This is a genomic window from Labedella endophytica, assembly GCF_003990045.1.
GTDB lineage: Bacteria > Actinomycetota > Actinomycetes > Actinomycetales > Microbacteriaceae > Labedella > Labedella endophytica.
In genome coordinates this window covers 125519-145019 of sequence record NZ_RZGZ01000003.1, presented here as the reverse complement: position 1 = coordinate 145019, position 19501 = coordinate 125519, and the positions used below count along the sequence as shown (strand labels likewise).

The 19501-nt window shown below is 70.0% G+C and carries 18 protein-coding genes and 1 riboswitch; of the genes, 3 read left to right on the top strand and 15 right to left on the bottom strand.

Annotated features, from left to right (window positions below; translation table 11 throughout):
• Positions 1-15: 15 nt before the first annotated feature.
• The 5 genes from ELQ94_RS11690 to ELQ94_RS11670 are packed head-to-tail and all read right to left on the bottom strand — an operon-like array spanning position 16 to position 6658.
• Positions 16-1431 carry an amidase gene (locus tag ELQ94_RS11690; protein WP_243696992.1) on the bottom strand — a complete coding sequence of 472 codons (1416 nt, stop codon included), beginning with the start codon at positions 1429-1431 and terminating at the stop codon, positions 16-18.
• Positions 1428-3236 carry a dipeptide ABC transporter ATP-binding protein gene (locus tag ELQ94_RS11685; RefSeq protein ID WP_127050530.1) on the bottom strand — a complete coding sequence of 603 codons (1809 nt, stop codon included), beginning with the start codon at positions 3234-3236 and terminating at the stop codon, positions 1428-1430. The genes ELQ94_RS11690 and ELQ94_RS11685 overlap by 4 nt, the downstream gene beginning before the upstream one ends.
• Entirely contained in the window at positions 3233-4126 is an 894-nt protein-coding gene (locus ELQ94_RS11680) for an ABC transporter permease (protein ID WP_127050840.1), read from the bottom strand. Before ELQ94_RS11680 ends, ELQ94_RS11685 begins: the two co-directional genes overlap by 4 nt.
• 2 nt (positions 4127-4128) lie before the next feature.
• Positions 4129-5076, bottom strand: coding sequence for an ABC transporter permease (locus ELQ94_RS11675; RefSeq protein ID WP_127050528.1), 948 nt, complete (start codon positions 5074-5076; stop codon positions 4129-4131).
• 58 nt (positions 5077-5134) lie between these two features.
• On the bottom strand, positions 5135-6658 hold the full coding sequence (locus ELQ94_RS11670; RefSeq protein ID WP_127050526.1) for an ABC transporter substrate-binding protein: 1524 nt from the start codon (positions 6656-6658) through the stop codon (positions 5135-5137).
• 191 nt (positions 6659-6849) lie between these two features.
• Here ELQ94_RS11670 and ELQ94_RS11665 point away from each other — a divergent pair, with 191 nt between their 5' ends.
• On the top strand, positions 6850-7545 hold the full coding sequence (locus ELQ94_RS11665) for a FadR/GntR family transcriptional regulator (RefSeq protein WP_127050524.1): 696 nt from the start codon (positions 6850-6852) through the stop codon (positions 7543-7545).
• Positions 7546-7653: 108 nt separating this feature from the next.
• On the opposite strand, the gene ELQ94_RS11660 is transcribed toward ELQ94_RS11665, so the two are convergent.
• From ELQ94_RS11660 to ELQ94_RS11645, 4 genes are all read right to left on the bottom strand, one after another.
• Positions 7654-8136, bottom strand: a complete 483-nt coding sequence (locus ELQ94_RS11660; protein WP_127050521.1) for a YbaK/EbsC family protein — start codon at positions 8134-8136, stop codon at positions 7654-7656.
• Between the two features lie 10 nt (positions 8137-8146).
• Positions 8147-9022, bottom strand: a complete 876-nt coding sequence (locus ELQ94_RS11655; protein ID WP_127050519.1) for a bifunctional methylenetetrahydrofolate dehydrogenase/methenyltetrahydrofolate cyclohydrolase — start codon at positions 9020-9022, stop codon at positions 8147-8149.
• Between the two features lie 8 nt (positions 9023-9030).
• Positions 9031-10320 (bottom strand): serine hydroxymethyltransferase, encoded by a 1290-nt coding sequence (gene glyA, locus ELQ94_RS11650; protein WP_208007668.1) that lies wholly within the window; start codon positions 10318-10320, stop codon positions 9031-9033.
• Between the two features lie 43 nt (positions 10321-10363).
• Positions 10364-10468, bottom strand: a riboswitch (ZMP/ZTP riboswitch).
• Between the two features lie 36 nt (positions 10469-10504).
• Positions 10505-11161: a pentapeptide repeat-containing protein gene (locus tag ELQ94_RS11645; RefSeq protein WP_127050517.1), complete on the bottom strand. Its 657-nt coding sequence runs from the start codon at positions 11159-11161 to the stop codon at positions 10505-10507.
• 87 nt (positions 11162-11248) lie between these two features.
• On the opposite strand from ELQ94_RS11645, the gene ELQ94_RS11640 reads away from it, so the two are divergent.
• Positions 11249-11770: a DinB family protein gene (locus tag ELQ94_RS11640; protein WP_127050515.1), complete on the top strand. Its 522-nt coding sequence runs from the start codon at positions 11249-11251 to the stop codon at positions 11768-11770.
• Positions 11767-12936: an N-acetylglucosamine-6-phosphate deacetylase gene (locus ELQ94_RS11635; RefSeq protein WP_127050513.1), complete on the top strand. Its 1170-nt coding sequence runs from the start codon at positions 11767-11769 to the stop codon at positions 12934-12936. The genes ELQ94_RS11640 and ELQ94_RS11635 overlap by 4 nt, the downstream gene beginning before the upstream one ends.
• Positions 12937-12989: 53 nt before the next feature.
• On the opposite strand, the gene mnhG is transcribed toward ELQ94_RS11635, so the two are convergent.
• The 6 genes from mnhG to ELQ94_RS11605 are packed head-to-tail and all read right to left on the bottom strand — an operon-like array spanning position 12990 to position 19371.
• Positions 12990-13388, bottom strand: coding sequence for a monovalent cation/H(+) antiporter subunit G (gene mnhG, locus ELQ94_RS11630; protein ID WP_127050511.1), 399 nt, complete (start codon positions 13386-13388; stop codon positions 12990-12992).
• A complete protein-coding gene (locus tag ELQ94_RS11625; RefSeq protein WP_127050509.1) occupies positions 13385-13648 on the bottom strand; it encodes an MrpF/PhaF family protein in 264 nt (87 codons plus the stop codon). The genes mnhG and ELQ94_RS11625 overlap by 4 nt, the downstream gene beginning before the upstream one ends.
• Complete coding sequence (locus ELQ94_RS11620; RefSeq protein ID WP_127050507.1) at positions 13648-14244, bottom strand: Na+/H+ antiporter subunit E; 597 nt, start codon at positions 14242-14244, stop codon at positions 13648-13650. Before ELQ94_RS11620 ends, ELQ94_RS11625 begins: the two co-directional genes overlap by 1 nt.
• Positions 14244-15806, bottom strand: a complete 1563-nt coding sequence (locus ELQ94_RS11615; protein ID WP_127050506.1) for a Na+/H+ antiporter subunit D — start codon at positions 15804-15806, stop codon at positions 14244-14246. The genes ELQ94_RS11620 and ELQ94_RS11615 overlap by 1 nt, the downstream gene beginning before the upstream one ends.
• Complete coding sequence (locus ELQ94_RS11610; RefSeq protein WP_127050504.1) at positions 15803-16303, bottom strand: sodium:proton antiporter; 501 nt, start codon at positions 16301-16303, stop codon at positions 15803-15805. The genes ELQ94_RS11615 and ELQ94_RS11610 overlap by 4 nt, the downstream gene beginning before the upstream one ends.
• Positions 16300-19371: a Na+/H+ antiporter subunit A gene (locus tag ELQ94_RS11605; RefSeq protein WP_243696991.1), complete on the bottom strand. Its 3072-nt coding sequence runs from the start codon at positions 19369-19371 to the stop codon at positions 16300-16302. The genes ELQ94_RS11610 and ELQ94_RS11605 overlap by 4 nt, the downstream gene beginning before the upstream one ends.
• Positions 19372-19501 lie beyond the last annotated feature (130 nt).

Here is a 19501-nt window from a genome sequence, read left to right as displayed (position 1 = left end):
TCAGCAGTGCGAACGTCAGCGGATGGGGAAGACGGGTGTCGCAGACTCCGGCCGCGCCGACTCGTACCAGGCGGTCGCGCGCAGCACTCCGATGTCGTCGTGCCGACGACCTGCGATCTGCAGGCCGATCGTGCGACCGTCGGACGTGAAGCCGCTGTTGATGCTGGATGCGGGCTGGCCCGACATGTTGTACGGCACGCAGTAGGCGATGTGCGCCATGCCTTCGTCGGCCTCGCCGAACGGCATCGGCCACTCCGCGGGGAACGCGGCGACCGGGGACACCGGGGAGAGCACGACGTCGAACGGCTGGCTCGCCGCAACGGTCGCTTCACGCATCGCCTGCATCGTGTCGTACGCCTCGAGTACGCGACGCCCGGCGACGTCGGCGCCGCCCGAGCACCACTGGACGATGAACGGCAGCACGCGCTGCCGGTCGGCGACGGAGAGCTTCGAGTAGGTGTTCCAGAAGCGCACGCGCCAGAAGAGGTCGACGGCCTCGAGCATCTCGGGCGTCAGCGCCGGGGCGAGCTCGACGACCTCGGCCCCCGCGGAGGCGAACAGATCGGCCGCCGCCCGGACGGACGCGGTCACCTCGGGATCGACGGGCATCCCCGCCCCGGGATCGAGCTGGAGACCCACGCGCAGGCCCCGGACGTCGCCCTCGAGCGCCGTCCACGGGAGCTCGGCGGGCGGGAGCGACGTGTAGTCGCGCCAGTCCGGGCGGGAGACGGCGGTCATGGCCAGGGCGACGTCGGCGACGGTGCGCCCGAGGGGACCGAGCGAGCGCCCGAAGTACGGGGTGTCGTGCGGGATGCGGCCGTCGCTCGGCTTGAGTGCGACGAGGCCGGCCCACGTCGCCGGGAGACGCACCGATCCCCCGATGTCGCTGCCCAGGTGGATCGGCCCGAAGCCCGCGGCCGCGGCCGAACCGGCGCCTCCGCTCGAGCCCCCGACGGTCCACGCCGGGTTCCACGGGCTGCGGGTGATGCCGTGCAGGCTCGACACCCCGGACGACAACATGCCCCAGTCGGGCATGGTCGTGGAACCGACGATGACGGCCCCCGCCTCGAGCAGCCGCTCGACGGCCGGGTTGTCGGTGTCCGGGAAGGCCGGGCTCCCCGCGGCCGTGCCCGACTGGTACGCCACCCCGCGGCGGTGCATGTTCTCCTTCACCGTGACGGGCACGCCGTCGAGCGGGCCGAGCTCCTCGCCCGCCGCCCAACGCACAGCGCTCGCCTCGGCATCCGCGACGACCTCGTCGGGGACGTACGACGCGAAGACGTTGAGCTCGGAGTTCCGCGCGTCGACGGCGGCGATCACATCCCGCGCGACATCGACGGGGGTGAAGTCGCCCGCGCGATAGCCCGCGACGATCTCGGAGGCGGCGAGTGCGCTCGGTCGGACGGTGGTCGTGATGGTCGAGGGGGTCACGCGTTCTCCAAGGTGTGCTGAAGGGTCGGTGTCGCGAGGACGAGTTGGCGGGTGTATTCGTGCGCCGGGGCGTCGTACAGCTGCTCGGTCGGACCGGTCTCGACGATCTCGCCCGCACGCATCACGGCGACCGTGTCGCAGAGGTGCCGGACGACGCCGAGGTCGTGCGAGACGAACACGAGCGTCAGACCGTACTCGTCGACGAGGTCGGCGAGCAGGTTGAGGACCTGGGCGCGCACGGAGACGTCGAGCGCGCTGACGGGTTCGTCCGCCACGAGGACGCGCGGTCGGCAGACGAGGGCCCGTGCGATCGAGATGCGCTGCCGCTGCCCGCCGGAGAACTCGTGGGGGAAGCGTTCGACCGAGGCGGCCGGTAGGCCGACGTGATCGAGCATCTCGGCCACGAGCCGTCGCCTCTCGGCGGGGGACGCCGCGACGCCGGAGCGCAGGTTGGCGGGGTTGAGGAGCGGTTCGGCGACGATGTCACCGACCGACATGCGCGGGTCGAGAGAGCCCATCGGGTCCTGGAAGACGATCTGCAGGGTGCGTCGCAGTTCCCCGAGGTCCCTCTCCTTCGCGCCGCGGAGCGACGTGCCGACCACCTCCACGTCGCCGGAGGTCGGCTGGTCGAGACCGGACAGGATGCGGAGCAGGGTGGACTTGCCGGAGCCGGACTCCCCCACGATGCCGAAGCGCTCGCCCTCGCGGATGTCGAAGTCGAGACCGCGGAGGGCCTCGACGCGGGCGGCGCGACCGAAGAGACCACTGCGCGAGCGCACGTAGGTCTTGGTGAGTCCGCGCACGCTCACGATGGGCGGGGCGGTCGAGACGGCATCGGCGGCTTCGGACACGGGGGCCGCCGACGGCTCCACGACGGCGGCCGGAGCCTCGGCCGGAGTCCGAACCGTCGAGGAGGGAGAATCCACCGCCGCGGTCTCGGCGTCCGCGTCGCGCCGCAACCGCGCGGGGTCGTAGCCCGCGGCCGTCGCGATCGTGAACAACCGCCCGCCCGCGTCCGTGGCCGTGAGGTCCGAGGCGGCGAGGAGTCCGCGCGTGTAGGGGTGCTGCGGCCGGGTGAAGACGGTCTCGATCGGCCCCTCCTCCACGACGACACCCGCGTTCATGACGAGTACGCGTTCGCACACGCTCGCCACGACGGCGAGGTCGTGCGTGATGAAGAGCAGTCCCGTGCCGCGCTCGGTCACCGCCCGGAGCACGAGGTCGAGCACCTGCTTCTGCACGGTCACGTCGAGCGCCGTGGTCGGTTCGTCGCACACGAGCAGGGCGGGGTCGTTGGCGAGCGCCATCGCGAGCATCACGCGCTGGCGCTGACCGCCGGACAGCTGGTGCGGGTACGCCTTCGCGGTCTCGGCCGGGTTCGGCAGTCCGACGTCGTCGAGGAGCGCGACCGCCCGACGGTCCGCCTCGGCGGGCGACGCGGTGCGGTGGATCGTCATGATCTCGGCGACCTGCCGACCCACCCGCATGAGCGGGTTGAGCGCCGTCATGGGCTCCTGGAAGACCATCGACATGGCGGAGCCGCGCAGTCTCGCGAGCCGGGCGTCGCTCTTCCCGAGCAGGTTGTCCCCGCCTCCCGCCACCGACACGCTGCCGCTCGTCGAGAGGGTGTCGGGCAACAGGCCCATGATGGCCGTCGAGGTGACCGACTTGCCGGAGCCGGACTCGCCGATGAGCCCTACCCGCTCGCCGGGAGCGATGCGGAACGTGACGTCGTCGACGAGAGTCGTGGACCCGGCCGTGACCGTGAGTCCGCGGACGTCGACCGCGAAATCTGCAGAGGTCATCGGTTGCTCCTCATCTTGGGGTCGAAGCGGTCGCGGAGACCGTCTCCGAGCAGGTTGAAACCGAGGACGGCGACCGCGATCGCGAGACCGGGGGCGATCGCCAGGTAGTCGTAGGAGCCGAGGAACTGCTGCGATTCCTGCAGCATCCGGCCCCACGACGGGGTCGGGGGCATGGTGCCGAGCCCGAGGAAGGACAGCCCCGCTTCGGCGAGCACCGCGATGCCGAAGTTCACGGAGCACTGCACGACGATCATGCCGCTGATGTTCGGCAGGACATGGCGGAGCGCGATCCGGAACTCGGAGCGGTTGGCTGCGCGGGCCGCGAAGACGTAGTCCGTCTTCATCACCTGCAGGGTGCCGCTGCGCGCGACGCGGGCGAAGGCCGGGATCGATCCGATGCCGAGCGCGACCATCGCGGTGACGGTGCCGGCGCCGAAGACGGCCCCGAACACGATCGCGAGGAGGAGCCCGGGGAAGGCGAGGAGGATGTCGTTTCCCCGCATGATGAGGTCGCCGAGCCGGCCCTGCCGCATCCCCGCGAGGATCCCGAGCGGGACACCGACGACCACGGCGATGCCGACGGCGATGAAGCCGACGAGCAGCGTGATCTGGGATCCGGCCATGACCGCCGAGAGCACGTCGCGGCCGAAGCGGTCGGTGCCGAACCAGTGCGCCGCACTCGGGAACTGCAGCCGATCGGCGGCGACCGTCGTCTCGGGGTCGTAGGGCGTCCACACGAGTGACACGAGGGCGACGATCGCGACGAGCCCGATGAGGGAGGCGCCGATGATGAGCTGGATCCCGGGCCGGGCCCGCTTCCGGCGGGCGGTCGTCGTGGGCGGTGGGACCGGGACGCCTGTTGCATCGGGCGCGTCGAGGTGCGTGGTCATCGTCACGCCGCCTTTCTCAGTCGGGGGTCGAGCACCGTGTAGGCGAGATCGACGAGGAAGTTGATGAGGATCACGAGGAGCACGAGCACCGCGACGATCGCCTGAACCGCGAGGAGGTCCCGGTTGCCGACGGAATCGACGAGGAGGCTCCCGAGGCCGGGGATCACGAAGACGCGCTCGATGACGACCGAGCCGATGAGCATCGCCGCGAGTTGCACGCCGACGATGGTCACGACGGGTACTCCCGCGTTCCGCAGACCGTGGCGGACGAGGGCCGCCCCCTTCGTGAGCCCCTTGGCCCGAGCCGTGCGCAGGAAGTCCTCCCGCATGATCTCGAGCACCGCCGAACGCACGTAGCGCGTGATGATCGCGGCCTGCACGGATCCTAGAGCGATGACGGGAAGCACGAGCCGGCGGGCGAACTCGACGGGATCGTCGGCCGGAGCGACCCATCCCCCGGACGGGAACCACCCGAGGTGCACGGCGAACACCGCCACGAGCAGGACGCCCACGAGGAAGTTCGGCACGGCGACGCCGACCTGCGAGATGCCCGACAGTACGACCCCGGAGGGATGCTGGTGGCGGATCGCCGCCAGCATCCCGAGGGGCACGGCCACGAGGAGCGCGAGGAGCATCGAGAGGCCCACGAGGATCAGGGTCACCTGGACCCGGTCCACGATGAGCGGCGACAGATCCTGCGACGTGACGTACGACGTCCCGAAGTCACCCCGGACGAGGCCACCCATCCACTGCAGGTACTGCAGGGCGAGCGACTGGTCCGTCCCGTACTCCGCCCGCCACTGGGCGAGCGCCTCCGGCGTGGCGTTGATGCCGAGCGCCACGACGGCCGGGTCACCGGGCATCACGCGCAGCATCACGAAGATGAGCGCCGTGGCGACGAGCAGTGTGGCGAGGAACTGTCCGAGGCTGCTGAGCAGTCGTCGTGCCATCTCGCTCTCCTTCTCTCTCAGGGTCGGTGCGGGTCGCCGACGGACGGCCCGCCGTCGGTCAGTCCGACCAGGTGAGGCCGGACAGGATGAGCGACTCCGTCACCGCGTTGGCGGCGATCCCGTCGAGGTCGGCGTCCGCGACCACGAGGTTCGGGAAGAGGAAGAGCACGTCGGACGCCGCGTCCTCGGAGATCGTGCGCACGACCTCCTGCATCCCGCTCACGTACTCCTCCGGCGTGCCGGAGTCGGCCGCGATCACCTGGTCGGCGATCTTCGAGTTGTCGTAGCCGATGTAGTAGTCGGGGTTGTTGAACGTCGCGAGCACGTCGCGGGCTTCCACCGCGAGGATGACGGACATCTGGTAGTCGGCCTGCGTGAAGACCTTGTCGAGCCAGACGGCGGGGAACTCGGACGACTGGATCGAGGCATCGATCCCCACCTCGGCGAGCTGCGAGACGACGATCTCGGAGACGGCCGTCGCGTAGGGGCGTGTGGGCACGTCGAACGTGATGGAGAGGTCCTCCGCCCCGGCCTCGGCGAGCAGCTCGCGCGCCTTCTCGGGGTCGTAGGGGTACATGTCGGTGAGGTCCTCGTAGTAGGGGTCCGTCGGGGGCACCATGGCGCCGATCTCGGTGCCGTAGCCGGCCCAGGCGGCGTCGATGACGGCCTGACGGTCGATCGCGTACATGACCGCCTGGCGGACGCGCACGTCGTCGAACGGCGCGACCCTGTTGTTCATCGACAGCAGGATCTCGCCGTTCGAGGTCCCTTCGATCACCTGGAAGGCGTCGTCGGACTCGAACTGACCCATGAGGTCCGGGGCCTGCATGTTGTAGACCATGTCGATGTCTCCGGAGCGGAGCGCGTTGGTGCTCGCGACGGCGTCGGCGAAGTAGCGCAGCGTCACGTCGGTGATGTCGGGCTCTTCGCCCCAGTAGTCGTCGCGACCGGCGAGCGTGATGCGGTCGCCGCTCACGAAGCTCTCGACCGTGTACGGTCCGGTGCCGATCGGCGTCGTGGCGAGGTCGTCGACCCCGGTCTCGGAGAACATCGCGCCCACGTACGTTCCCATGTCGAACAGCCACGCGTTGCTCGGGCGGGAGAGGGTGACGCGGAGTTCGGTATCGGAGACCGCCTCCGCCGATGCGACGACGTCCATCTTCGACTTCGTGCCGTTCAACCACGCGTCGCTCTGGACGCGCTCGATGCTGAACACGGCGTCGGCGGCGGTGAAGTCCTCGCCGTCGGAGAAGGTGACCTCGTCGTGGAGGGCGAAGTCGTAGACGGTGCCGTCCTCGCTCACCTCCCAGCTCTCGGCGAGCTGCGGCTGGAGCTCACCCTCCTGGTCGATGGTCACGAGACCCTCGTACACGTTGTTCATGACGACCTGCGGGATCGCGGCGCCGGAGGTCGTCGTGAAGTCGAGGTTGACGGGTTCGCCCGTGAGACCGATCACGATCGCGTCCGACGGGGTGTCGGAGCCGCCGGATGAGCTTCCGGCCGAGCAGGCGGACAGGGCGAGGACGGCGGCCGCCGCGGCTGCTGTCGTCGCGAGTGCGCGACGGGAGGTTCGGGCGTTCATGGAGCTCCTTCGTGAGTCGGGGAGGAAGTCGAGGAGACCGGCGTGGAACGGGGGCCGGGTTACTGGTCAGGCCAGTAACGGACACGCTAGGGTGAGGCGAAAGAGAGCGTCAAGCGGGGAAACAAACATGTAACGCAAGCCTCGTGCATTCTCCTCCCCATCCATCGTCGAGTGCACCGAGAGGGAGAGCGATGAGCTTCACACCCGTGCAGAAGGTCAACGCGTACGAGATCATCGTCGGCCAGATCGAGCAGGCGATCTCCGACGGAACCTACGGAGCCGGCGACCGCTTGCCGAGCGAACGAGCGCTCATGACCGATTTCGGGGTCAGCCGCGCGACCGTTCGCGAGGCGATGCGGGTGCTCCAGGCCACGGGCGTCATCGAGTCCCGGCCCGGCGATCCGCGGGGTCCCGTGATCACCGCCTTCTCCCCCCGCGTGCTCGAGAAGTCGATGGCGAAGCTCGCTCAGCTCGATTCCGTGTCGCGTGTCGAACTCCTGCAGTTCCGCCTCCTCCTCGAGGGCCAGGCGAGTCTCCTCGCCGCCACAGAGCGCACCGACGACGAGCTCGCCGAGATCGCGAGCCGCGGTGAGGACATCGTCGACCTGGCCGATCAGCCGGACGTACGCTTCGGCGAGCGCGTCAACCGCTTCCACCAGGCCATCCGGCGCGCTTCGCACAACCAGATGCTCGAGATCTGTGGCAACGTCGTGGGCGGCGTCATGACCGAGATGATCGACCGCCGGCTCACGAGCGAGACGGACCGGAGCGCTCGCGTGCGCACGAGCGCCCGCGACGCGCGCGCTCGTCGCGGCGATCCGCGACGGGCGCGCCCACGAGGCCGCCGCGATCTCGACGGAGAACATCTACCGCTACTACGCCGATGACCTCTCCGCCGAGGAGACTGCGCGACTCGCCACGATGATGGAGTCGTACCGCACCCTCCCGATCTGATCGCCCCTCGACGATCGCCCCTCGACGAGAGACGACCGGCGTCAGTCCCCGACGACGGGGGTGGGGATTCCTCCCGTGATGCGCACGAGCTCGTCGAACGTCGTGGGGAACACCGTGTGGGCGTGCCCGGCGGCCGCCCAGATCACGGGGTGATCGGCGAGTGCCGTGTCGACCCAGGTGCGGACGGATGCCGGGTGACCGACCGGGGCCACTCCCCCGATGACCTGACCCGTCGCCGCCCTCACGACGTCGGCACTCGCCCGGGCGAGCCGTCCGCCGAGGACGCGGCCGAGGAAGGCGGTGTCGACCCGATGCGCCCCACTCGTCATGACGAGCACGGGTTCGCCGTCGAGTGCGAAGACGAGGGAGTTCGCGATCGCCCCGACCTCGCATCCGATGGCGGCGGCAGCCTCGGCCGCCGTCTTCGCGCTGTCGTCGAACCATACGACATCGCTCGACACACCGGCGGCGGCGAGCGCGGCCTCGACCCGCTCGACCGCCGGGTGCGTTCGCTTCTCGGTCACGGTCTCTCGTTCAGGCGCGTTCGGCGGACTGCACGACGTTCGAGACGAGGAGCGCCCGCGTCATGGGTCCGACACCACCGGGGTTGGGCGAGAGCCAGCCGGCCACCTCGGCCACGGCGGGATCGACGTCGCCCGAGAGCTTCGCCTTGCCGCTCTCCGTGGTGCCCACGCGCGTCACGCCCACGTCGACGACGGCGGCACCGGGTTTGATCCACTCCGGCTTCACGAGGTGGGGCACGCCGACGGCGGCGACGACGATGTCCGCGCGTCGCACCTCCGCGGCGATGTCCGGCGTGCGCGAGTGCGTGAGGGTGACGGTCGCGTCGATGCCCTTGCGCGTGAGGAGCAGCCCGAGGGGACGCCCCACGGTGAGCCCGCGTCCGATCACGGTCACGTGCGTGCCCGCGAGGGCGACGTCGTTGCGGCGGAGCAGCTCGACGATGCCGGCGGGTGTGCACGGGAGCGGAGACGTGAGCTCCCCCGCGACCCCGAGCACGAGACGGCCGAGGTTCGTCGGGTGGAGACCGTCGGCGTCCTTGTCCGGGTCGATCGCCTCGAGGATCTCGTTCTCATCGATCCCACCGGGCAGCGGGAGCTGCACGATGTAGCCCGTCACCTCGGGGGCGGCGTTGAGGTCGCGGACCGCGGCGAGCACGTCCTCCCGCGAAGCGGTGGCCGGGAGGTCGACGCGGATGGATTCCACTCCCACCTCGGCGCAGTCGCGGTGCTTGCCGGAGACGTAGCTACGCGACGCCGGGTCGTCACCCACGAGGAGCGTGCCGAGACCGGGGACGACCCCGCGCTCGCGCAGCACGTCGACGCGCGTACGGAGCTCGGCCTTGATGGCGGCCGCGGCCGCGAGGCCGTCGAGCTTCTGTGCCGTCATGCCCGCGCCTACTGCTCGAGACCGGGGTAGAGGGGGAAGGCGTCGGCGAGTGCCGAGACGCGGCCGCGGAGGGCCTCCACGTCCGCGCCGGGGCGCAGCGCGAGAGCGATCACGTCGGCGACCTCGGTGAACTCCGTCTCGCCGAAGCCGCGTGTGGCGAGGGCGGGCGTGCCGATACGCAGTCCCGACGTGACCATGGGCGGGCGCGGGTCGAACGGCACCGAGTTGCGGTTCACGGTGATGCGCACGTCGTGGAGCACGTCCTCGGCCTGCTTGCCGTCGAGCTTCGAGTTGCGCAGGTCGGCGAGCACCATGTGGACGTCCGTGCCGCCCGTGAGCACGTCGAGGCCCGTGGCCTTCGAGTCGTCGGCCGTGAGACGCTCCGCGAGGATCTGCGCGCCGCGGATCGTCCGGGCCTGGCGGTCCTTGAAGTCGTCGGAGGCAGCCAGCATGAACGCGGTCGCCTTTGCGGCGATCACGTGCATGAGCGGTCCGCCCTGCTGACCGGGGAAGACGTTCGAGTTGAGCTTCTTCGCGAGGTCCTGCTCGTTCGTGAGGATGAAGCCGGAGCGCGGTCCACCGATCGTCTTGTGCACCGTCGACGACACGACGTGCGCGTGCGGGACGGGCGACGGGTGGAGTCCGGCGGCCACGAGACCGGCGAAGTGCGCCATGTCGACCCAGAGCGTCGCGCCGACCTCGTCGGCGATCTCGCGGAAGAGCGCGAAGTCGAGCTGGCGAGGGTAGGCCGACCAGCCGGCGATGATGACGCGGGGCTTGTGCTCGCGGGCCTTCGCGCGCACGTCCTCCATGTCGACGAGCATCGACTCGGGGTCGACGCCGTAGGCGACCGCGTTGTAGAGCTTGCCGGAGAAGTTCAGTCGCATTCCGTGCGTGAGGTGTCCGCCGTGGGACAGCTCGAGGCCGAGGATCGTGTCGCCCGGCTGTGCGATCGCGGAGAGCACGGCCGCGTTGGCGCTCGCGCCGGAGTGCGGCTGGACGTTGGCGTAGGCGGCGCCGAACAGGCTCTTGGCGCGCTCGATGGCGAGGGACTCGGCGATGTCGACGTACTCGCAGCCACCGTAGTACCGGCGTCCGGGGTAGCCCTCTGCGTACTTGTTGGTGAGCACGGAGCCCTGCGACTGCAGGATCGAGACGGGGACGAAGTTCTCGCTCGCGATCATCTCGAGGTAGCCGCGCTGGCGGCCGAGCTCCTGCTCGAGGACCGCGGCGATCTCGGGGTCGACCTCGCTGAGCGGGGCGTTGAACATCTTCTGGGATTCGGAAATGTCGGTCATGTGAGGCTGACTCCTTCTGACAGCGGCGGACGTGAGGGTGCTCCGTATCGGCCCAGGCGTACGGCCGAATCCGTGTCAGTCGCTCCCCGATGGTGACCATCTCCGGCAGATGCGAGGCATCAGCCAAACGCCAGTTGCGACGGGATCAGCATAACAGGATGAACGGCCCGGTCTCGGGGCCGGATCACTCCACACGCACGCCGAGGGCCGCGGCGAAGAGCGGTGCGAACTCGGCGAGCTGGTCCTCCGAGACGATGGCGCCCTTCAGGGACTCGACGCCGGTGATGGTCGAGAACTCGGCGCCGCGGAGATCGACGTCCACGAGCCGCGCGCGTGACACGTCGAGCACCCCGATACGGCAGCCGGGCAGGGCGAGGCGGGTGACCTCGGCGCCTCCGAGGTCGAGCTCCTCCAGCACGGTGTCCCTCACGACCACGTCGGACACCTTCGCCCCACGGAGATTGAGGTACCCGAATTTGGACTGCCCGATCGACACGGACCGCAACTCCGCGTCGTAGAGATCGGTGGACCCGGAACGGGAGGAGACGATCTCCACGTCGCGCCAGAAGGACGACGGCGCGTCGAGGACGGGCGCCTCGAGCCGCTCGATCGTACTGTCGGTGATTCGGGACCCGCGGAGCCGGAGGGCGTCCGAGCGCACCCCGTCGAACGCGCACTCCCCGAACCGCATGTCCGTGAGGTCGAGGCCCGAGACGTCGAGGTCTCCGTAGCGACGCGCGTCGTGAGAGGACTCCTCCACCAGTTCCGCCCGGTCGCCGTCCTCGAGAGGAGGGAGCCGGACGGGCGTGAGACGGGGGGACGAGGAGGTGCGACGAGCCATGCGACCAGTCTGTCGGACGCCCCCGACACCGCTGACCCTCCGCGCGCACGGTCGAGCGACGTCGGCGGCTCGCGGTACCGTGTGGGCATGACGAGCTCGACGGGGACCCTGCCGGAGGACACACGACCGGAGCCGCCCGAACACGGCGGGGAGCGCGAGACGATCGAGGGCTTCCTCGACTACCTCCGCGCGAGCGTCGTCTTCAAGGCGACGGGGTTGTCCGACGCGGACGCGGCGCGGCCCGTGCTCCCGAGCATCACCACGGTCTCCGGCCTCATCCGGCACCTCGCGGACGTCGAGCGGTCCTGGTTCCGCGAGGTCATGGCGGGAGAGGCCGACGTGCCCTCCCGCTGGTCGGACGAGGATCGCGACGGGGAGTTCCGCGTCTCCGATGCCGATGCTCTCGCCGACGTGATCGCCGACTACGAGGCGGCGTGCGCCGAGTCGCGCGCCGTCGCGGCGCGGTTCGGCCTCGAAGACCGGTGCTCCGGGCGGCAGGGCCGGTTCCACCTCCGTTGGATCCTCGTGCACATGATCGAGGAGACCGGCCGCCACTGCGGCCACATCGACATCCTCCGCGAACTCCTCGACGGGGCGGTCGGCGAGTGAGCGCCGTGACGATCATCCACTCCGCCCACCTCGTGGACGGCGGCACCCTCGACGGCGACACCGAGACCGCCGACGCGTGGGTCGCCCTCGCCGACGGTTCCGTCCTCGCGCGCGGCACCGGGGACGGCTGGCGTTCCCTCCAGACGGATCCCGCCTCCGAGGTCGTCGACGCCGGAGGGCGCCTCCTCGTCCCCGGGTTCATCGACCTCCACGTGCACGGCGGAGGGGGGACCTCCATCGACGACGGGGCCGACGCGATCGCGAACGCTCTCGCGTCCCACCGCCGCCATGGGACGACGCGCAGCGCCCTGTCGCTCGTCTGCGCTCCACTCGATGTACTCGTCGACCGGCTCGGCACCATCGCCCGGATCACCGAGAGCGACCCGACCGTGCTCGGAGCGCATCTCGAGGGGCCCTTCCTGTCGCCCGACAATCGGGGCGCGCACGATCCCGCCGCGCTCATCGCACCGACGCCCGAGGCCGTCGCCAGTCTCCTCGAGGCCGCGGGCGGTCACCTCCTGCAGATCACGATCGCTCCCGAGCTCCCCGGGGCGATCGAGGCCATCACCGCGTTGCGTGCCGCCGGTGTCGTCGTGGCGGTCGGCCACACGGTGGGCGAGGAGGAGGACGCCCGGGCGGCGTTCGATGCGGGCGCCACGCTGTTGACCCACGCCTTCAACGCGATGCCCGGCATCCACCACCGGCGCCCCGGTCCCATCCCGGCGGCCGTGGCCGACGACCGCGTCGTGCTCGAACTCATCGCCGACGGCGTGCACGTCGCCCCGTCCGTGCTGGGGCTCGCGTTCGCCGCGGCCCCCGGTCGCGTCGCGTTGGTGACCGACGCCATGGCGGCGGCGGACGGCGCGGACGGCGACTACGACCTCGGCGGACTCGCGGTCACCGTCGATGCCGGCGTCGCCCGCCTGAGGGGCACGGACGTCATCGCAGGGTCGACGCTCACGCAGGATGCAGCGCTCCGCACGGTGGTCGCGGCCGGCGTCCCCCTCGTCGACGCCGTCGCCGCTCTCACCCGGACGCCCGCTCGTGTCATCGGCCGGTTCCCCGAACTCGGTTCGCTCGCGGTCGGAAGCGCGGGCGATGCCGTCCTCCTGTCCCCCGACCTCACGGTCGACGCCGTGTGGGTAGCAGGGGTGCGCTCGAACTGAGCGGCGTCCGGCACGACGTCACGTCCACCCGGGACACGCTCGAACGCCCTCGATCAGTCGCGGGGGTCGTCCCGATCGTCTCGGGACGCCTCCGCTCGATCCCGCGCGTCCGCGCGCTGCACGGCGTCCGCGAGCTCGTCCGTCACGATGAGGTCCCGCCGCAAGTGATCGCCGCGGTAGGCTGCGCGCCCCACCATGTGGGCGGAGATCGGCGCCGTGAGCCCCTGGAAGAACAGGATGGCGATGGCGAACACGACCGTGCCGAGGCTGATGTTCGACACGGCGACGTCCAACACGATGAGCCCGAGCCCGAGGATCTGCGGCTTCGTCGCCGCGTGGAGGCGCGACAGGACGTCGGGGAATCGGAGGAGACCGATGCCAGCGGCGGCGCACAAGAACGCCGAGACCACGATGAACGCGGCGGTGAGGGCGTCGCTCAGCTCGGCGCTCATGTCGTGTCCTGCCGGGCCATGAAGCGGGCGATGCTCACGGATCCGACGATGCCGAACATCGCGAGCGCGAGCATCACGGGCAACGTGTCGGTGTGGCGGTTGACCGCCATCTCGGCCCCGAGGACGCACATGATCGTGACGACGAGGACGTCGGAGGCGATCACGCGGTCGAGCAGGCTCGGGCCGACGACGATCCGATAGATCGAGGCCAGGGCTCCGACACCGAACATGACTCCGGCGGCGACGAGGGCGATCTCCATCAGCGTTCCCCTTCCGGTCGTGCGGTCGAGCGGTCTTCGACCGGAACGGGCTCCGGCGCCGTGCCGCACACGAGCTCCACGTCGTGCGCCGAACCGAAACCACGCACGATGCGCTTCTCCGTCGCGAGAACGCGTGCCCGCGCGGCCTCGACGTCCCGATCATCGTCGGTGTCGAGGACGTGCAGGTACAGGATCGACGCCCCGCGATCGAGGTCGACGACGATCGACCCGGGCACGAGCGACAACGACTCCGCGACCCACATCGTGATGAGATCCGATCGCGTGCGCAGATGAACGGCCACGATCGAGTTCCGCGGCGGCGGTCCCGGCTTGACGACGATCCAGGCGACCTGGAACGAGGCGAGCACGATGTCGACGAACAGCCGCAGGAAGAAGTACACCGCGCGCACGGGGTTCAACCGCCTCGAGAACTGGACGGCGGGGAGGTAGAAGAGGATCGTGACGATCGCGGCGATGGCGATACCGGTGAGGAGCGACAGCACTGTGAACTGCCCCCACAGCATCGCCCACAGGAGGACGAGACCCGCGAAGAGCAGGGCTCGGGAGCCGAAGCTCGCGTGTTCGCGCTGCTGCATCAGGGCACCTCCTCCGGGAACACGGCCCGCACGTAGACCGACGGGTCCTCGACGTTCTCGGCCGCCCGCTCTGCGAGACCGAACAGCGGGCCGGCGAAGACCGTGAGGGCCACGGTCAGGGCCATGAGCCCCGCGGTCGCCGACACCATGAGCGGTGAGACCGTCTTGAGGGCGACGCGGCCGTCGTCCTCGGGGTTCTCGCTGAGCGACGCCATGAGCGAGGAGGAGTAGCCCTCGACCTCCCGTCGACGGCGCCAGAAGGCCATGTTCCAGACGCGGGCGAGGGCGTACAGGGTGACGAGCGAGGTCGCGGCGCCCGCGGCGATCACGACGTAGTCGAGGGGCGTGCCCGATTCGGCACCGGCCCGGAAGAGACCGACCTTGCCGAGGAAGCCCGAGAAGGGCGGTATCCCCCCGAGGTTGAGCGCGCCGATGAAGTAGAGCACGGCCACGACCGGGGCGGCGGTGAGCAGCCCACCGAGCCGACTGAGCGAGGTGGATCCGCCGACGCGTTCGATGAGCCCCGCGACGAGGAAGAGCGCCGTCTGGACGACGATGTGGTGCACGACGTAGTAGATCGTGGCCGTCGTCGCCGCCTCGCTCCCGATCGCAATGCCGAACACCATGTACCCGATGTGGCTCACGAGGGTGAATGACAACAGCCTCTTGATGTCGGCCTGGGCCACGGCGCCGAGGATCCCGACGACCATCGTGACGGCCGCGACGATGAGCAACGGTGTCTGGAGAGGGACGTCGACGAAGAGCACGGTGTCGACCCGGATGATCGCGTAGATGCCCACCTTCGTCAGGAGCCCCGCGAAGACCGCCGTGACGGGGGCCGGCGCGGTCGGATACGAGTCGGGCAGCCAGAACGACAGGGGGAAGAGCGCCGCCTTCACGCTGAAGCCGACGAGCAGGGCCAGGCAGAGAACGAGCTGGATGTTCGGCGGGAGGTCCCGGACCCGCTCCGAGATCAGAGCGATCGTGACCGTACCGGTCGCACCGTAGATGAGCGCGATCGACGCGACGAAGATGATCGACGACATCAGGCTCACGACGATGTACGTGACGCCGGCGCGGATGCGCGCGCCCGTGCCACCCAAAGTGAGCAGGACGTAGCTCGCCGCGAGCAGCATCTCGAACGCGACGTAGAGGTTGAAGAGGTCGCCGGCGACGAAGGCGTCGAACACTCCAGCGGCCAGCACGAGGTAGGTGGGGTGGAAGATCGAGACGGGTGGCGGGTTGCTGTCCCGGTCCGCGATCCCCTGCCCGACGGCGAAGATGAGCACGCCGAGCAGCATGAGGGACGAGACCACGAGCATGATCGCCGCGAGGCGGTCCGCGACGAGCACGATCCCGAAGGGCGCTTCCCATCCGCCCACGTGCACGACGGCTGGCCCGTTCGCGTCGACGTGCACGAGGAGCATGATCGACAGGACCGCTACGGTCGCCAGCACGAGCGTGCTGACGGCGATCTGGATCTTCGGGTACTTGCCGAGCGTGAGCGCGACGGCCGCCCCGAGGAGCGGGAGCATCACGACGAGGGGGACGATGGCGTTCATGAGCGCTCCTCCCTCGTCGTGTCGTCGTGCGTGCTGCGTGCGGGAGCGTCGTCGTCCGGGCGCTCGTCGCTCGCGCGGAGGACCTCGTGCACGGCGGCGTCGTCGAGATCGAGCGGGTCGAAGCTCGATTCCGTCTCGGCCTCGGTCTCGCCCTTGTGCTCGTCTGGCAGGGTGTCGCCCTCCTCCCCCAGCTGAGCGAGCCACCATGAGCGGTAGATGAGGGCCAGGAGGAAGGCCGTGATGCCGAAGTTGATCACGATCGCCGTGAGCATGAGGACCTGCGGGATCGGATCGACGATGTCCGCGTCCGCGGCCGTCCCGGTGACGAGCGGCGGGCGTCCGCTCCCGCCGCTCATGATGAAGATGAGGATGTTCGTGGCGTTCCCCACGAGCAGGAACCCGATGAGCACACGGGTGAGGCTGCGCTCGAGCATCACGTAGATGCCGACGGCGTACATGACGCCCATGAGGATCACGAGCGTGAGGGATGCGCTCATCGGCTCGCCTCCGTCGTCGTGAAGTCGTCCTCGGCCTCGGGATCGAGATCGAGCTCCGCGTCCTCCTGCTGGCGGTCGATCTCGCCGCCCAGGCTCCGGAGGATGTCGACGGTGAGCCCGACGACGACGAGGTAGACGCCGATGTCGAAGATCGTGGACGTGCCGATCGAGAGGTGTCCGATCACCGGGACATCGGTCTCGAGGTAGGCGGATGTCAGGGCGTCCGCGCCGAAGAACAGGGACGCAGCGGCGGTCCCGACGGCCAGCAGGATGCCGGTGCCGAGCAGCTTGCCCGCGTCGATCGGCACCGCCTCGGCGAGTTCGTAGCGGCCGCCGGCCAGATAGCGCGCCACGAGGGCGAGGCCAGCGAGCAGTCCGCCGGCGAAGCCACCGCCCGGCGTGTTGTGGCCAGTGAAGAGCAGGAAGATCGACACGACGATCGCGGGGTGGAAGAGCAGCCGCACGAGGATCTCGAGGAGTACCGAGCGGTTCTCGTCGCGGATCGTGCGGCCGGCGAGCAACCAGGACTGACGCTCACCCGAGGCGAGTCGCTCCTCCGGCGTCGTCGTCCGGCTGACCTTCGGCTCGTCCGTCGCGGGTTGGGAGCGGACGGGCTGCGACTCCTCGTCGGTCCGGTCGGAGGCCTCGCCTCCACCGTGACCGGCGGAGATCGCCGCGGGCACCTCGATCGATCCCGTGAGTCCAGTGCGGTGCCTGACGTCGGCCGGCACCGATCGGCGGTTGGATCGCTGGCGACGCGCCCCCGGGATCCGCTGCGGGGTTCCGGAGCGGCCGGAGACGAACAGCAGGCTCGCGATACCGGTGGCGACCACCACGAGGACCGCGATCTCGTTCATCGTGTCCCATGCACGGATGTCGACGAGCATGACGTTGACGATGTTCCGCCCATGCCCCTCCTCGAGGGAGAGCCGCGGCAGGTCGCCCGCGAGGCTCTCCGCCTGACGCGACGACAACGCGACGGCGCCGACGACCGACATCGTGGCGCCGAACAGGATGCCGACGATCGCCCGCCGGACCTTGCGCACGGGCTTGTTGTGCTGCGCGATGGTCTGGGGCAGACGGCGGAGGACGAGGATGAACGTCACGATCGTGGCGAGTTCCACGAGCGCCTGGGTGAGGGCGAGGTCCGGGGCGCCGTGCAAGCCGAAGAGCGCGACGAGGCCGAATCCGGTCACGCCGGCGAGGAGGACGGCGGTCATGCGCTGCCGGGCCCGCGCGGCCATGATGGTCGCGACGATCATGCACGCGGCGATCACCGGCTGCAGGCCGTAGTCGAAGAGCCGGATGTCCGTCGGCCACGTCCCCGTGGCGATGAGCGCGCCGCCGACGGCGAGGACGAAGACGACGACGATCGTCATGAGGTACTGCGGCAGTCCCCCGCGCTGGGCGAACAGCGTCACCCGGGCCGCGGTCCGGTCCACCGCGTTCACGGTCGTCCAGTAGCCGCGCGAGGCGTCGACCGTGTCCGGCACCCTCGCTTGCAACCGAGCGACGGTGCGACGAGCGACGAACAGGCCGAGGCCGATGGCGATGACGGCGATCGAGAGGAAGAGGGCCGGCTCGAGACCGTGCCACAGCGCCAGGTAGTAGTCGCCCTCGCCGAGGGTGTCGGCGTAGGCGGCGAGCAGGGGGTCGAGGAGGGGGACGGCCACGCCGAGCACGACGCCGGCGAGACCGAGGAGAGCGGGGGCCGCGACGATCAGACCGCTGTCGCGGTGGATCTCCACGGGCTCCTTGACCGAACGGTTCGCGAACGCGCCCCAGACGAAGCGCGCGCTGTACGCGACCGTCAGCACGGAGCCCACCGCGGTTCCCACGAGGGCGATCCACGCCCAGACGTCGCCCTCGAGACCTGCCTCGATGAAGGCCGTGAACACGGCCTCCTTGCCGACGAATCCGATGAGCGGGATGATGCCGGCCATCGACGCCGTCGACAGCACGGCCGACACCGTGAGCACCGGCATCGCCCGGGCGAGGCCGGTGAGCTTCCGCCAGTCGCGCGTCCCCGTCCGGTGGTCGATGATGCCGACGGTGAGGAACAGCCCGGCCTTGTAGACCGCGTGCGCGAGCAGCATGGTCGCCCCCGCGAGGGCCGCGTCACGCGTGCCGAACCCGACGATCACGAAGAGGAACCCGAGCTGGCTGACCGTGCCGTACGCGAGGACGAGCTTGAGGTCGTACTGCCTCAACGACCGCCAGGCACCGACGAGCATCGTGAACACGCCGAAGCCCACCACGACCGGGATCCAACCGGGCGACTCCGCGTAACCGGGGGCGAACCGGGCGACGAGGTAGATGCCGGCCTTCACCATCGCCGCCGCGTGCAGATACGCGCTCACGGGAGTGGGAGCGGCCATCGCCGCCGGCAGCCAGAAGTGGAACGGGACGATCGCCGACTTCGACATCGCCCCGACGAGAACGAGCACGATCGCGATCGACGGCCCCACTCCCTCCGGGGGCGCGGCCACGAGCTCGGAGATGCGGGTGGTCCCCGCCTCGACGCTCAGGATCACGACGCCGACGAGCATGACGAGTCCGCCGAGCGTCGTGACGAGGAGCGCCTGCAACGCGGCACCCCTGCTCTCCTTCCGGCCCGTGTAGTGGCCGATCAGGAGATAGGAGAGCACGCTCGTGATCTCCCAGTACATGAACATCACGATCACGTCGTCGGACGTGACGAGCCCGTACATGGTGCCGGCGAACCCGAGGAGGAGCGCGGCGAAGCGGCCGAGCGACGGCTCGTCGTCCGAGAAGTAGGAGGCGCAGTAGACGAGCACGAGGGCCCCGACCCCCGTGACGACGAGCGCGAGCAGCCAGGCGAGCGCGTCCATCCGGAAGCTCAGGACGATCTCGAGCTGCGGGATCCACGCGAACGACTCGTCGACACTGCCCCCGGCCTGGAGGATCACGGGAGTGGCGACGAGCGTGTGCACGAAGGCGACGACCGGAACAGCGGCCAGGACGAAGAAGGCGCGTCGCCCGAGGAGACGGACGATGGCGGGAGCCGCGAACGACAGCACCGCGAAAAGCACTGTCATGATCGCCATGGGGGTCCCTCGAGGTGGTCGGCTGGGGTGGTCGGCCTGGTGTCCCTATTAATCTATCAGCGGTTTGCAGTCGTCGGTCCGGAACCACGGTGACGAACCCGATACATTCCGCTCGTCGCATGGACCACGG

Coding starts and splice junctions, on each gene's coding strand:
- glyA (WP_208007668.1), bottom strand. CDS start 10,320: ATGACCGACATTTCCGAATCCCAGAAGATGTTCAACGCCCCGCTCAGC.
- ELQ94_RS11670 (WP_127050526.1), bottom strand. CDS start 6,658: ATGAACGCCCGAACCTCCCGTCGCGCACTCGCGACGACAGCAGCCGCG.
- ELQ94_RS11640 (WP_127050515.1), top strand. CDS start 11,249: ATGACGAGCTCGACGGGGACCCTGCCGGAGGACACACGACCGGAGCCG.
- ELQ94_RS11605 (WP_243696991.1), bottom strand. CDS start 19,371: ATGGCGATCATGACAGTGCTTTTCGCGGTGCTGTCGTTCGCGGCTCCC.
- ELQ94_RS11645 (WP_127050517.1), bottom strand. CDS start 11,161: ATGGCTCGTCGCACCTCCTCGTCCCCCCGTCTCACGCCCGTCCGGCTC.
- ELQ94_RS11625 (WP_127050509.1), bottom strand. CDS start 13,648: ATGGAGATCGCCCTCGTCGCCGCCGGAGTCATGTTCGGTGTCGGAGCC.
- ELQ94_RS11675 (WP_127050528.1), bottom strand. CDS start 5,076: ATGGCACGACGACTGCTCAGCAGCCTCGGACAGTTCCTCGCCACACTG.
- ELQ94_RS11615 (WP_127050506.1), bottom strand. CDS start 15,806: ATGAACGCCATCGTCCCCCTCGTCGTGATGCTCCCGCTCCTCGGGGCG.
- ELQ94_RS11680 (WP_127050840.1), bottom strand. CDS start 4,126: ATGACCACGCACCTCGACGCGCCCGATGCAACAGGCGTCCCGGTCCCA.
- mnhG (WP_127050511.1), bottom strand. CDS start 13,388: ATGAGCGCCGAGCTGAGCGACGCCCTCACCGCCGCGTTCATCGTGGTC.
- ELQ94_RS11685 (WP_127050530.1), bottom strand. CDS start 3,236: ATGACCTCTGCAGATTTCGCGGTCGACGTCCGCGGACTCACGGTCACG.
- ELQ94_RS11620 (WP_127050507.1), bottom strand. CDS start 14,244: ATGCAGCAGCGCGAACACGCGAGCTTCGGCTCCCGAGCCCTGCTCTTC.
- ELQ94_RS11655 (WP_127050519.1), bottom strand. CDS start 9,022: ATGACGGCACAGAAGCTCGACGGCCTCGCGGCCGCGGCCGCCATCAAG.
- ELQ94_RS11665 (WP_127050524.1), top strand. CDS start 6,850: ATGAGCTTCACACCCGTGCAGAAGGTCAACGCGTACGAGATCATCGTC.
- ELQ94_RS11610 (WP_127050504.1), bottom strand. CDS start 16,303: ATGAGCGCATCCCTCACGCTCGTGATCCTCATGGGCGTCATGTACGCC.